Source organism: Vibrio sp. 1159 (assembly GCF_033340395.1).
Classification (GTDB): domain Bacteria; phylum Pseudomonadota; class Gammaproteobacteria; order Enterobacterales; family Vibrionaceae; genus Vibrio; species Vibrio alginolyticus.
Genome location: NZ_JAWOWL010000011.1, coordinates 140,602 through 153,558, shown reverse-complemented (window position 1 = coordinate 153,558; position 12,957 = coordinate 140,602). Strand labels below are relative to the sequence as shown.

Sequence of the window (12,957 nt, the reverse complement as noted above, 5' to 3'; positions counted from 1 at the left end):
GGACGGATTCGAACCATCGAAGGCAGTGCCGGCAGATTTACAGTCTGCTCCCTTTGGCCACTCGGGAACCCCTCCAGAGGATTTTTATACTTAGTAAGATGTTTTCCCAACTCATCTCCCAAGTGCGGAGCGAATCATAGCAAACTCGCTCAGGCTGTAAAGCGTTTTTCTTACGTTTTTACGTTGAATGCTGTCTTTTTGGGCAAAGATGGTAGAAAGTCAGCGTTTTGTTTGTCCTTTGAACAGAAGAGAAGCGCGCTTTTTACTTGAATTTACACTACTTGACGTTAAACACCGTATCTACTGATAAACTGTAAGCAGTTTAATGACATAAGTTTATTCGTTTAGAAGTCAATATCATGAGCATGAAAGCCACGTTATCGTTATCTGTTTTAACGCTTTCTATATTACTGAGTTCTCCATCGGTTTGCGCTGCGATGCGAGGAGGCTCAGCGGTTACCGTTGTGACTGAACAAGTAGAAACGCACGAGATCAATCAATCCTTAACTCTTATCGGCAAATTAAAGGCAGCGGAGTCTGTGGTTGTCGCATCGGAAGTCGCCGGCAAAGTGAATCAAATCGCTGTTAAAGCGAATCAAAATGTTCAGCAAGACCAGTTATTAATTAAGTTAGATGACGATAAGGCTCAAGCCGCTTTGATTGAGGCAAAGGCGTATCTAAAAGATGAACAGCGTAAGTTAAAAGAGTTCCAACGTTTGGTTAAGCGGAATGCGATTACTCAAACTGAAATCGATGCACAAAAAGCCAGTGTTGAAATAGCACAAGCGAGGCTAGATGCTGCTCAAGCCAATTTAGCTGATCTCCATATTACTGCTCCATTTTCTGGCACTGTTGGTTTTATCGATTTTAGCCGCGGCAAAATGGTCAGTGCGGGTACTGAACTTTTGACGTTGGATGATCTTTCCGTCATGGAACTGGATTTACAAGTACCGGAGCGCTATTTATCGATGCTTTCTATTGGTATGGAAGTCATCGCTAAAACCAGTGCATGGGGTAGCCAGATCTTTACTGGTCAAGTCACAGGTATTGATACGCGTATCAGCGCCGAAACACTGAATCTTCGCGTGCGTATTGAGTTTGATAACCCAGAAAATCAATTGAAGCCGGGCATGTTGATGAACGCTTCACTAGCATTTCCTGCTATTAAGGCGCCAATCATTCCTGTTCAAGCGCTTGAATACTCCGGAACTAAACGTTTTGTATATGTAATTGATGAAAACAACAAAGCTACTCGTCAAGAAGTGTCGCTAGGTGCTCGTGTTGGTAACGAGGTGGTGATCGAATCTGGTGTTGAGATTGGTGACAAGATTGTGGTTCAAGGCATTGTTAACATGCGTGATGGTGTCGAAGTGAAAGAAATTGTCGCGCCACTAAAAGCGAACACCACGGATGTGACACGCAATGACAGTGAATCGGATGAGGAAGAAAACTAATGTTACTGTCCGACGTTTCAGTTAAACGCCCTGTCGCGGCGTTGGTTCTGAGCATGCTGTTGTGTGTGTTTGGCTTTGTGTCATTCACCAAATTAGCCGTTCGTGAAATGCCTGATATAGAAAGCCCTGTCGTTTCTATCAGTACGCGTTATGAGGGTGCATCGGCGACTATTATTGAAAGCCAAATTACCTCCGTTTTGGAAGACCAGCTTTCTGGGATCAGTGGAGTTGATGAAATTAGCTCCACTACTCGTAACAGCATGTCGCGTATCACGATCACGTTTGAGTTAGGTTACGATCTCAACACAGGTGTGAGCGACGTGCGTGATGCCGTAGCTCGTGCTCAGCGCTCGCTACCTGATGAAGCGGATGACCCTATTGTTTATAAGAACAATGGCTCGGGAGAGGCGTCGCTCTACATCAATCTCAGTTCTGCAGAGATGGACCGTACTCAATTAACGGATTATGCCGAACGTGTATTGATGGACCGCTTTAGCCTGATCTCTGGGGTTAGCTCCATTGATCTCTCCGGTGGTTTGTACAAGGTAATGTACGTGAAGCTTAAGCCAGAACTAATGGCTGGACGTTCAGTTACAGCTTCGGACATTACATCAGCTTTGCGAAGTGAGAACCTAGAAAGCCCAGGTGGTGAAGTTCGCAACGACTCAACAGTAATGTCCGTGCGTACGGCTCGTACTTATAACACGCCTGAAGATTTTCAATATCTTGTCATTAAACGCGCAAGCGACAATACACCTATCTATTTAAAAGATGTAGCAGATGTCTTCATTGGTGCAGAAAACGAAAACTCAACCTTCAAAAGTGATGGTGTAGTAAACATCAGTCTTGGTGTGGTACCGCAGTCAGACGCAAACCCGTTAGAAGTAGCGAAGCTGGTTAGGTCTGAAGTCGATAACATCCAGAAGTTCTTACCAGAAGGTACACGTCTTGCGATAGATTACGACGCGACAGTGTTTATCGAGCGTTCAATCGAAGAGGTGTACAGCACGCTATTTATCACGGGCGGCTTGGTGATTTTGGTGTTGTACATTTTCATCGGTCAAGCTCGTGCAACCTTAATTCCTGCGGTTACGGTACCTGTTTCTCTGATTTCTTCGTTCATTGCCGCGTACTACTTTGGGTTTTCTATCAACTTGATCACCTTGATGGCATTGATATTATCGATTGGTTTGGTGGTGGATGACGCAATTGTGGTTGTAGAGAATATCTTCCACCATATCGAACGCGGTGAATCGCCATTACTCGCCGCATATAAAGGCACAAGAGAGGTTGGTTTTGCTGTTATAGCAACAACATTAGTGCTGGTGATGGTGTTCTTACCGATCTCCTTTATGGATGGCATGGTAGGTCTACTATTTACAGAGTTTTCTGTATTGCTAGCTATGTCGGTCATATTCTCCTCTTTGATTGCCCTGACGCTGACTCCTGTATTAGGTAGTCAGATTTTGAAGGCGAATGTAAAACCAAATCGATTCAATGAAGCGGTTGATCGCTTGTTTAGCAAGCTTGAGAGTGGCTATCGCGCATTATTGAAAGGCGCATTGAAAGTACGTTGGGCTGCTCCGCTGGTGATTCTAGCTTGTTTGGGCGGTAGCTATTTCTTGATGAATCAGGTACCGGCCCAGTTGACCCCACAAGAAGATCGCGGTGTGATATTTGCGTTTGTGCGCGGTGCAGATGCTACGTCATACAATCGTATGTCAGCCAATATGGATATTGTCGAAGACCGATTGATGCCATTACTAGGGCAAGGTTATCTGAAGTCATTCAGCATCCAAACGCCAGCGTTTGGTGGCCAGGCAGGAGACCAGACAGGCTTTGTGATCATGATTCTAGAAGATTGGAACGAACGTGATATCACGGCTCAGCAAGCCCTTAACAAAGTACGGAAAGAATTGGCAGGTATCCCAGATGTTCGAGTGTTCCCATTTATGCCAGGTTTCCAAGGTGGTTCGAGTGAGCCAGTTCAGTTCGTATTAGGCGGCTCTGATTACGATGAGCTCGTTGTTTGGGCTGAAATGCTAAAGAACAAAGCAGAAGAATCACCAATGATGGAAGGAGCAGAGATAGATTACTCGGAAAAAACGCCTGAGTTATTGGTTACAGTTGACCGACAGCGTGCCGCAGAGCTAGGAGTCAGTGTTAAAGACATTTCTGACACCCTAGAAATCATGCTCGGTGGTAAAAGCGAAACGACTTATGTTGAGCGTGGCGAAGAGTACGATGTGTATCTTCGCGGTGATGAAAATAGCTTTAATAATGCTGCAGATTTAAGTCAGATTTATCTGCGCACGAATAGCGGTCAGCTAGTGACGTTAGATGCGGTCACAAAAATTGAAGAAGTGGCGGCCTCTATTCGTCTTTCTCACTACAACAAACAGAAGTCCATCACTATTACTGCCAACCTGTCGGAAGGTTATACATTAGGAGATGCGCTGAATTACCTAGACCAGGAAGCCATCGACAACTTACCGGGTGACATTTCGGTGAGTTATTCGGGGGAGTCGAAAGACTTTAAAGAGAACCAAGCGAGTGTTGCTGTTGTGTTTGCATTGGCACTGCTAGTGGCGTATCTCGTGTTGGCGGCTCAGTTTGAAAGCTTCGTAAACCCGTTAGTGGTCATGTTTACGGTGCCGATGGGTGTATTTGGTGGCTTTCTTGGTTTGGTTATTATGGGCCAAGGTATGAACATTTATAGTCAGATCGGCATGATCATGTTGATTGGTATGGTGACGAAAAACGGTATTTTGATCGTAGAATTTGCCAATCAGCTACGTGATCGTGGCGTTGAGTTTGAAAAAGCGATCATTGATGCAGCTGCGCGACGTCTACGTCCAATCTTGATGACTGCGTTTACCACACTTGCTGGCGCAATTCCGTTGATAGTATCGACAGGGGCGGGTTATGAGAGCCGTATTGCCGTGGGTACGGTAATCTTTTTCGGGATGGGGTTTGCGACATTGGTGACCTTGTTTGTTATCCCGGCAATGTACCGATTGATTTCGGCGAAAACACAAGCACCAGGTCATGTAGAAGCAGAGTTAAACAAAGCAATTAGCCATGATACGAAGGGCCGTATAGCGCACCCTTAAATCAAACGTTAAAACATAAAAGCCGAGGTAATAACCTCGGCTTCTCTTTATCGGTTTAAAGTTAGCTCGGAAGCGTTCGATTAGAAGCGTTTCCCTAGGCTGATTTGTACACCTTCGTAGCTGTCGTAAAAATCTTCAAAACCCATATCTGCGACATTATAAATGTACTCTGCGCGTAACCAGATATCTGTACTCATATCCCAATGGACGCCAACACCGATGTTGAATAGTGCGCCTGAGTCATCTGTGACCTTTTGTTCGTTTGGTACGTACATTTCGGCTTGAGTGCCAAGCGCTGTTGCGCGACCGAATAGTGATAGTGGCGTATCGCCTAAGTCATCACTCGTTACAACAGCAGACATACCTGCTTGGTAATAGTGAAGATCTAAGTCAGTTTTTAGAGCATCGTTCTTAAGTTCATTTTGTGAATAGCGCAGAACCCCTTCAAACGCGAGGTATTGGTTTACATGGTAACCCCAGCCAACTGTGATATGTGGTGTTGACCACTCATTGTCTCTATCCGAGCCGAAGTACGGTGTATCAAAACCAACGTTACCAGTACCTAGATAAAAATAAGATTGATGAGCTTGTTCTTGAGCAGCTAAAGTTGGCACGCTAATGGTCAAGGTAGACAATAATAGAATGGCGTTTTTCATAACTAGACGATAACCTTGGTAAAAGACCGTTGTAATGATTTGTTTAAATGTTAATTTAATCAATAGGATGGGTGGTAATTATCATATCAGCTTTTATCAAAGGTAGTGATTTTAGAATGGGAATTGTTGCGCTAAAGCATACTTCTTACTCATGACTACCAACTAACTAGATATGGTGACGAAAGCTAGTCAAATAAGAGAGAAGGAAAGGAAAGTGGCTGAATTCAAATATAAAAACTTGACTCAAGAAGAACAAGATAAGTTAGACGCGGCGACATTTCGCCGTTTATTGGCGCATTTAGATACCAACAAAGACGTACAAAACATCGATCTGATGATCCTTGCGGGCTTCTGTCGCAACTGCTTTAGCAAATGGTATAAATCTGAGGCTGAAAATCTCGGTTTGGATTTAGATATTGATGACGCTCGCGAACGTGTTTACGGCATGACTTACGATGAGTGGAAACAAAATCATCAACCAGCGGCAACGCCAGAACAATTGGCTGCGTTTGAAGCGCGCCAGAAAAAGTAAAACCCAGCGATAAAAACAGCCCGCATGAAGTTGGGCTGTTTTTTAAAGTCCAGTTTGCACGTTAAGCGTTAGTTGAGCCGCAACAAGCTGGCTCAACGCAACCTTTTGCTTGAATGACTTCGAGTTGAGCTAAGTAAGGTTGAATATCGCCGATGTTCTCTTTTACCCATGTTAAGTCATAATACGTATCTAGGTAACGCTCTCCAGAATCACATAGAAGCGTCACGATAGAACCCTTCTCACCGCGTTGTTTCATCTCACAAGCCAATTGCAGCACACCGTAAAGATTGGTGCCTGTTGATGCGCCGACTTTACGTCCAATCAGCTGAGATACCCAATGGGCGGTTGCCACACTGGCTGCGTCTGGAATTTTGCGCATTTCATCAATGACACCAGCAATAAAGCTTGGTTCGACACGTGGTCGCCCGATACCTTCAATTTTGCTGCCAGTATCGCCTTTCAATGAGTGATTTCCTGACTGGAAAGCGTCGTAAAACACTGAGTTTTCAGGGTCTACCACGCAAAGCTTAGTGTCGTATTTTTGGTAACGAATAAAACGGCCAATGGTTGCTGATGTGCCGCCTGTTCCAGGACTCATCACTACCCAGCTAGGAATCGGGTGATCCTCTAACTCCATTTGGCTAAAGATAGAGTTCGCGATGTTGTTGTTACCGCGCCAGTCAGTCGCACGTTCAGCATAAGTAAACTGGTCCATGTAGTGACCATTTAGCTCTTGAGCCAAGCGTCGAGACTCGTCATAAATCTGATCTGATCGTTCAACAAGGTGCGCTTTACCACCGTAAAATTCAATTTGTTCGATCTTTTTACGTGCAGTGGTTTTCGGCATGACGGCAATGAACGGTAAGCCAAGTAAACGCGCAAAATACGCTTCCGAAACGGCAGTGCTGCCTGAGGACGCCTCGATTACAGTGGTTTCAGGACCAATCCATCCATTACAAATCGCATAAAGAAACAACGAGCGTGCCAATCGGTGTTTCAGAGAGCCTGTTGGATGCGTGCTCTCATCTTTTAGGTAGATATCGATACCATCAAGAGAAGGCAGTTCAAGTTTAAATAAATGAGTATCAGCAGAACGTTGGAAGTCTGCTTCAATTTTACGCACTGCATTGTTGATCCAATTGTGGTCAGTACACATGGCGTCTCTCCTTGGGAAATCGATAGATAAGTATTAGATAGGGATAATTTATCTATAATTTTCGAGAAAAACTTTGCTATTGTTACTCTTAATAAAGATTTTTGTAGAAAAATTTTCTACATTTTATGGGTTTTATAGAAATGAGTTTAGATCGAATAGATAAGCAGCTGCTTGCTTTACTACAAACCGACAGCACCTTGTCATTAAATGACGTGGCTGAGCGAGTCAATCTTACTACAACACCATGCTGGAAGCGCTTGAAAAGGTTGGAAGAAGAGGGCTACATCGAAAAACGCGTGGCGTTGTTAAGTGCAGAAAAGCTCGAGCTATCTTTCATTGCATTTGTTCAGTTAAAAACGATTGATCATTCCGAAGGTTGGTATCACCATTTTGTTACAACTGTGAGTGACTTTCCTGAGGTAATGGAGTTTTATCGTATGGCTGGCGAGTATGACTACATGATGAAAGTACTAGTCAAAGATATGAAGTGTTTTGACGAATTCTATAAGCGGTTAGTTAATAGCGTAAAAGGGCTATCTAATGTGACTTCAACATTTGCTATGGAGTCCATTAAATACACAACAGAGTTACCAATCCTAAAATAACTCGCCCTATAAGAATTCTATCTAATGTTAATTCTACCTTTTAGTATTTTAAATGTTAAAAGGTAGTTTGATTATGCTTTTAAAACTATTTCCTACCAGATATTTTATAAATATAAACGATATTTATTCTCTCTTCTATTTTTCATTAACCATTTGTTTTTGCAGTCCATTAATCCTATACATCATAATGAAAGAAAAAATAACGCAATTTTTTCTCTTTATTTTTCATGTTTTATTTTATTGAATATTAATTTTTACTAAATTAATGGAAGAGCTTGATTTAAACGTTTGCTTTTTGTGTTTTCATGTAATTTGGTCGCTATTTTTGAGTATTTATTTTTAGGATTAATACAGTAGCAATTACTTAAGTAATAAAGTACTCAAAAATGGGGATAGTGATTAATAAAACATCGTATTATTATCGCCCCATCTTGTATGTAACAAAGTATTACTAAAAATGAACAGAAATTACTATTTGCTTTTTCTCGCAGCTTTACTCGCTGGCTGTGGCGGTGGGGGAGACTCTAAGCCGAACAATACGAAGACACCAACTACGATAACAAAGCAGAACCGTCCGCAATTAAAAGTGGAAGACACGGTATTGAAGTTTGAAGGAGTGGGAACGGTTACTGAAGCAAAACTGAGCAATGTACATGGGTCGGTATCTTACCAAGTCATTGACTCTAATCCGCCAAATGTCGTGAAAATTAATGACTCAGGAATACTACAAATTCTGCGCCCAGGAACGGCGACTATTCTTGCTACAGATAGTAGCTCTGCTTATGAATCTTCTGAAGCAAGATTTTCTGTCACTGTAGAGCGAGGCATCAATACTGAACTTTCAGTGAGTGATCTGAATTTCAATGCGATTGAGTCAGAAGGAAAAGCGTTGATCGTCCGTGGCCAAAAAGGCGAACTGAGTTATGAGGTAGAAAGTGGTCATAACTTGATTCGTGTTGATGAGAACGGTTCGGTATATTCATTAGGTTCAGTTGGTCAGGCATCGGTGCTGATTACTGATTCAGGTAACGACTTTTACTTGCCGAAACAAGTTCGCGCTACGGTTAAACTGCATGCAGTAGCTCCGGGGCAATTACAGTTCGCTTTGCTTGAAGACGAGTATCGAGAAGGTTTGACGTTAGAACCAGTGCGTCTAGATAAAGCTCAAACGCAACGTATTTCTTACAAAATTATAAATAGCGTACCAGACAGCAAGGTGGCCGAGTTGCTAGATCCTGAAACGGGTTTGCTTCTTGTTCATAATGTTGGTCGATTAACGGTTGAAGCGACTGCAACTTACAGCGACGCGTTTCTGGATAAACAGCAAACAGCGCAATTTTTTGTGGATATAAAACAAGGCAAGCGTCAAGAAATCAGCGCAGCGGATATCGTCACAACTTATGAGGAAGGTGGACGAATTTTCCCTAAGGTGACGAACGCCTACGGTGACTATGAGCTGAGAATCATTCGTGGTGAAGACGTTGTCGCTAAAACTGAAAATGGTGAAGCATTACTGATCAAAGGTGTTGGTGCTGCTGAAGTGGAAATTTACGAGCATGACATGCGTAATTATCCTGCAAGCAAAACTCGCTTTGATCTTGAAGTTAATCGCGCGCCTCATCCCGTTATAAAAGACATTGAAATGCCGCTTACCTATCAACCAAATCTTTCAATCCCTCTGGCGTTTAAAGGGCAAAAAGGTAACGTAAATCTAGTTAGCAGCTTACCTAATGGCTTACGAATGACTGACGGCAAGTTGGAGGTAGTGACTGCGGGTGAGTACGACCTTAAGTTTGAAGACGATGGTGGGGAGTTCTACCAACCTATTCAATTTAATGTCGTCATCAAAGTTGCAAAGGCTGAAGGCCAACCGATGGCAACACACGATTATGACGTTGTATACAGCAACAAATACAGTTTTGATCTTCACCGTGATTTTGGTTTGAGTGCTGACGAGCAAATTGAGATTGTAGATAACACCGCACCAGATGTTGTCGGTGGTTTTAGTGAAGGACGTCTCCATGTGTATAAAGCGGGTAAAGCGACGCTAACTGTGCGCAGAAAAGAGAGCGCGAATTATACTGTTGGTCCTGATCAAAAAGTCTACGTGACAATTTTGAGTGCGCCGAGCCGAATTGAAGTTCAATCCGATGTGGAAGAGATTTGGAAGGTTGGCCAAACATTTGTTGCGCCGAAAATCTCTGGTACGGTTGGGGAAGTTACGTACCGATTTGCAGACAACGCAGCAACAGATGTGGTTTCCTTAAACAGCCAAACGGGTGCCATGCAAATTCTTAACGCGGGTAGCACAAAAATTATTGTTTCGGATGCGGGGGACGACAAAGTGGATCCGGGTGAAAGTAGTTTCTCGGTCACGATTAAACAAGGCACAAACCCTGTATCGGTTACTTACCCAACGGTAGAATTCTCCGCTGGTAGTGTTATCTCACCAGTGATGAGTGGTGGGACTGCGAAGGCAAGTTACCGTCTTATTAACCAAAAAGACCCTGTGGTCGAGCTAGTTTCTCCTGATACAGGGCGTTTGAAAATCCTGCATGCAGGCACGTACCAATTAGAGGTTACCCTTACTGGGCGCAACTACAAAGCTAAAACAATCGTCGTAAATGGCACTATTAACAAAGCGAATCACCCTGGTTTAAGTGCTTCTACAATGAAGGTGGAATTTGAACCATTTAAAAAGGTTAAGCTAGACTTTGGTACACCAATAGGAAACCGCAGCTATCAAATATCTAGCTCAACAATTAAAGGAGTCGCTTCATTAGATGTTGATAAGGAAGAGCTGACGTTACTTGACCTCCCACCAGTAAAAAGACGTTGGATTTCTCTCGACGTTTCGGAAGGAGAATCTCGAGATTACAAAGCGTTGGAAAGTAAGAAAGTCCAGCTGTATCTAAGCTTTGCAGATGAAGGTGTTGCGGATCAATATACATTGCTTGAAACTGAACAAACAGTATTGTTTAGCACGCTAAATGCACGTGAGTTTTCTAACTTAGAAGAAAGTGAGTTTGGTTTGATGAACGTTCGTTCAGTGCGTGAGCCAACGGACGAAGAATTGAAATTATACGGCAAAGGTAAGATTGCACTACTTGCATTCAAGCCGGTGGGTAACGATGACCAAACTCTAATAAAAGGAGCGTGGGTACACTTAGCTCGATTTGATGGATGTGCATCAGAGCTGTTCGAAGATGATCTCAAGCCTTTTGAAGCAATTGACTATGATGACCCAGGGTACTGCACCAACGGCAGCACGATTCGTATGACTCGGTTCTTAATAATTGATGACTCGAAGATGGAAAAGGTAGAGTATGAGTTAGTAGCACCTGTGATTACTTACCGTCGTGGGGTTCGTGAATTTTTAGCAACGAATAAAGGTGGATTCTATGCCGACCCAAATGTCATTTACGGGAAAGGCGAATATGGTTACCCGAAATCACTTTACGAATGGTCGGTTATTAACATGAAGTATCAACCAAATTAATCATCGTTTGATACCCATTAAAAAAGGAGTGCGGAACAGCACTCCTTTTTTCGTCTGGCGAACACGAGCTATTTCGTGTAGCGCATCACCCCTTCTTGCACGGCGGTCGCCACTAAGTGACCTTGCTGGTTGTATATTTCGCCACGGACCAACCCACGAGTATTGCTCGCCGTTGGGCTCTCTATCGCATATAGAAGCCATTCATCCATCTTAAACGGACGATGGAACCAGATAGAGTGGTCAATGGTGGCCACTTGAAAGTTAGGCGTCATTAATGAGACTTCATGTGGATGCATTGCTGTCACAAGGAATCCCCAATCGGATGCGTAGGCCAGAAGGTACTGGTGAATTAGCTGATTCTCTGGCATTTCACCATTAGCACGAATCCAAAGGTACTGTTTGGGTTCTGCTTTTTTGGGCTTCAAAGGGTTGATAACCGTAACGGGGCGAGTTTCGATTGGCTTTTCCCCGCAAAATGTTTTGCGTAAGCGTTTGGGTAGAAATTCTGCAATATGGCTTGCGAGCTCACTCTCTGAGGCAAAGTTTTCTGGACCAGGGATATCTGGCATTTCTTTTTGATGATCAAACCCAGGTTGATCGCCATGGTAGGATGCGGTTAGGTAAAAAATAGGGCGTCCATTTTGAATTGCTTTTACGCGTCTAGTGCTAAAGCTACGGCCATCTCTCAGATTTTCTACGTCATAAATAATAGGTTTTTCTGGATCGCCAGGGTACAAAAAATAGCTATGGAAGGAGTGTACCGTGCGTGTTTCTTCAACGGTGTAGCGCGCAGCAGAAAGTGCTTGCCCAATTACTTGACCGCCATAAACTTGAGGCAAACCTAGGTTTTCACTTTGGCCACGAAACAAGCCTTCTTCTAATTTTTCGAGTTGTAGTAGGCTGAGCAATTCTCGTAGTGGTTTACTCATTGTGTCTCCTCACCGTTGTCTTTCATTCCAAGTTACCTCAACAGCCTCACTCTTGTGAAGTGGCATAGTTAAGAACTATTGCGTAACTTAGAAATAGTATTGTTCCAATTATGAAACAAAATCAATTGTTTGATAAATTCTAACTCAGTCAAACTATTGTCAAATAAAATGACAGGAAGCAGACAGTTTTATATTCCACACCTATAATTGCTTCGGTTTAATGCTCTTTTCGAGGAATATATGAAAAAAACACTACTACTTGTTACTTCTCTACTCTTTGGGGCTGCGTTAGTGGGTTGCCAAACTTCTCAAAATACAGAAATGGAATCTACAGAGGCGTCAATGAAGACGATTACAGGTACAGTGGCTTATCGCGAGCGGATTGCCTTGCCACCAAACGCAGTGGTTACTATTGCGTTAGAAGATGTGTCCTTGGCGGATGCGCCAGCAAAAGTGTTGGCGAAACAGACATTCGAAACAGAAGGTAAGCAAGTTCCTCTTTCTTTTGAGTTGAGTTACGACAGCAATGAAATCAAACCAAACCATCGTTACAGCGTTCGTGCTCGCATTGAGGTAGATGGAAAGCTGCGTTTTATCAGCGACACACATAACGGTGTTATTACAGATGAAGCACAAACTCACCAATTAGATATTCGTCTAGTTGGAACACGTTAATACGACGTACTGAGAACAAAAAATGGCAGCTTAAGGCTGCCATTTGTATTTTTTAAGTGAAGTTTTGCCAACTTCCGAGACTTCAATCCCTTCTGCTTCTAATTTCTTTTTTTGTCGCTCTAAGTCTCTGCCTTTTAAAGATATTTTTCCTTGGCTATTTACCACTCTAAACCAGGGGAGTTTGCTGTCTTCTGGTAGGTTACCCAGTGCTTTACCAACATGTCTCGCATAGCCCGGATAACCGGCCATTTTTGCAATTTCCCCATAGGTGGAGACTTTTCCTTTTGGAATTTGGTGAATTACAGCAAAGATTTGCGCTAAAAATTGGTCCATACTCA

General features: G+C 43.1%; 10 protein-coding genes and 1 tRNA gene. 6 read left to right on the top strand and 5 right to left on the bottom strand.

Translation table 11 applies throughout. The features are described 5' to 3' along the window. Window positions 1–67: transfer RNA gene (locus R7127_RS11250), tRNA-Tyr, on the bottom strand. Window positions 68–359: 292 nt separating this feature from the next. Here R7127_RS11250 and R7127_RS11245 point away from each other — a divergent pair. Both R7127_RS11245 and vmeF read left to right on the top strand, forming a co-directional pair. Continuing rightward, on the top strand, window positions 360–1,454 hold the full coding sequence (locus R7127_RS11245) for an efflux RND transporter periplasmic adaptor subunit (protein WP_005389959.1): 1,095 nt from the start codon (window positions 360–362) through the stop codon (window positions 1,452–1,454). Beyond that, window positions 1,454–4,567: a multidrug efflux RND transporter permease subunit VmeF gene (gene vmeF, locus R7127_RS11240; RefSeq protein WP_025766946.1), complete on the top strand. Its 3,114-nt coding sequence runs from the start codon at window positions 1,454–1,456 to the stop codon at window positions 4,565–4,567. Before R7127_RS11245 ends, vmeF begins: the two co-directional genes overlap by 1 nt. 80 nt (window positions 4,568–4,647) lie before the next feature. On the opposite strand, the gene R7127_RS11235 is transcribed toward vmeF, so the two are convergent. After that, window positions 4,648–5,223, bottom strand: a complete 576-nt coding sequence (locus R7127_RS11235; protein ID WP_047100886.1) for a porin family protein — start codon at window positions 5,221–5,223, stop codon at window positions 4,648–4,650. A 214-nt stretch (window positions 5,224–5,437) separates the two neighbouring features. Between R7127_RS11235 and R7127_RS11230 the strand changes: the two genes are divergently transcribed. Further along, window positions 5,438–5,755, top strand: coding sequence for a DUF1244 domain-containing protein (locus R7127_RS11230; protein WP_262584452.1), 318 nt, complete (start codon window positions 5,438–5,440; stop codon window positions 5,753–5,755). A 61-nt stretch (window positions 5,756–5,816) separates the two neighbouring features. Here the strand turns inward: R7127_RS11230 and R7127_RS11225 are convergent, their stop codons facing one another. After that, on the bottom strand, window positions 5,817–6,911 hold the full coding sequence (locus R7127_RS11225) for a PLP-dependent cysteine synthase family protein (protein ID WP_005389952.1): 1,095 nt from the start codon (window positions 6,909–6,911) through the stop codon (window positions 5,817–5,819). Between the two features lie 140 nt (window positions 6,912–7,051). Here R7127_RS11225 and R7127_RS11220 point away from each other — a divergent pair, with 140 nt between their 5' ends. Both R7127_RS11220 and R7127_RS11215 read left to right on the top strand, forming a co-directional pair. Beyond that, window positions 7,052–7,516, top strand: coding sequence for an Lrp/AsnC family transcriptional regulator (locus R7127_RS11220; protein WP_025998626.1), 465 nt, complete (start codon window positions 7,052–7,054; stop codon window positions 7,514–7,516). 457 nt (window positions 7,517–7,973) lie between these two features. Then, a complete protein-coding gene (locus tag R7127_RS11215) occupies window positions 7,974–11,015 on the top strand; it encodes a cadherin repeat domain-containing protein (RefSeq protein ID WP_213899474.1) in 3,042 nt (1,013 codons plus the stop codon). Between the two features lie 68 nt (window positions 11,016–11,083). Here R7127_RS11215 and tesB read toward each other — a convergent pair whose 3' ends face one another. Then, the gene (gene tesB / locus R7127_RS11210; protein WP_005378575.1) at window positions 11,084–11,944 is read right to left on the bottom strand and encodes an acyl-CoA thioesterase II; all 861 of its coding nucleotides are present in this window, start codon (window positions 11,942–11,944) and stop codon (window positions 11,084–11,086) included. Window positions 11,945–12,184: 240 nt separating this feature from the next. Here tesB and R7127_RS11205 point away from each other — a divergent pair, with 240 nt between their 5' ends. Then, window positions 12,185–12,619: a YbaY family lipoprotein gene (locus R7127_RS11205; protein ID WP_005378572.1), complete on the top strand. Its 435-nt coding sequence runs from the start codon at window positions 12,185–12,187 to the stop codon at window positions 12,617–12,619. Window positions 12,620–12,649: 30 nt separating this feature from the next. On the opposite strand, the gene R7127_RS11200 is transcribed toward R7127_RS11205, so the two are convergent. Then, a complete protein-coding gene (locus R7127_RS11200) occupies window positions 12,650–12,952 on the bottom strand; it encodes a DNA base-flipping protein (RefSeq protein WP_033905036.1) in 303 nt (100 codons plus the stop codon). Window positions 12,953–12,957 lie beyond the last annotated feature (5 nt).

Coding starts and splice junctions, on each gene's coding strand:
- R7127_RS11245 (WP_005389959.1), top strand. CDS start 360: ATGAGCATGAAAGCCACGTTATCGTTATCTGTTTTAACGCTTTCTATA.
- vmeF (WP_025766946.1), top strand. CDS start 1,454: ATGTTACTGTCCGACGTTTCAGTTAAACGCCCTGTCGCGGCGTTGGTT.
- R7127_RS11235 (WP_047100886.1), bottom strand. CDS start 5,223: ATGAAAAACGCCATTCTATTATTGTCTACCTTGACCATTAGCGTGCCA.
- R7127_RS11225 (WP_005389952.1), bottom strand. CDS start 6,911: ATGTGTACTGACCACAATTGGATCAACAATGCAGTGCGTAAAATTGAA.
- R7127_RS11220 (WP_025998626.1), top strand. CDS start 7,052: ATGAGTTTAGATCGAATAGATAAGCAGCTGCTTGCTTTACTACAAACC.
- R7127_RS11215 (WP_213899474.1), top strand. CDS start 7,974: ATGAACAGAAATTACTATTTGCTTTTTCTCGCAGCTTTACTCGCTGGC.
- tesB (WP_005378575.1), bottom strand. CDS start 11,944: ATGAGTAAACCACTACGAGAATTGCTCAGCCTACTACAACTCGAAAAA.
- R7127_RS11205 (WP_005378572.1), top strand. CDS start 12,185: ATGAAAAAAACACTACTACTTGTTACTTCTCTACTCTTTGGGGCTGCG.
- R7127_RS11200 (WP_033905036.1), bottom strand. CDS start 12,952: ATGGACCAATTTTTAGCGCAAATCTTTGCTGTAATTCACCAAATTCCA.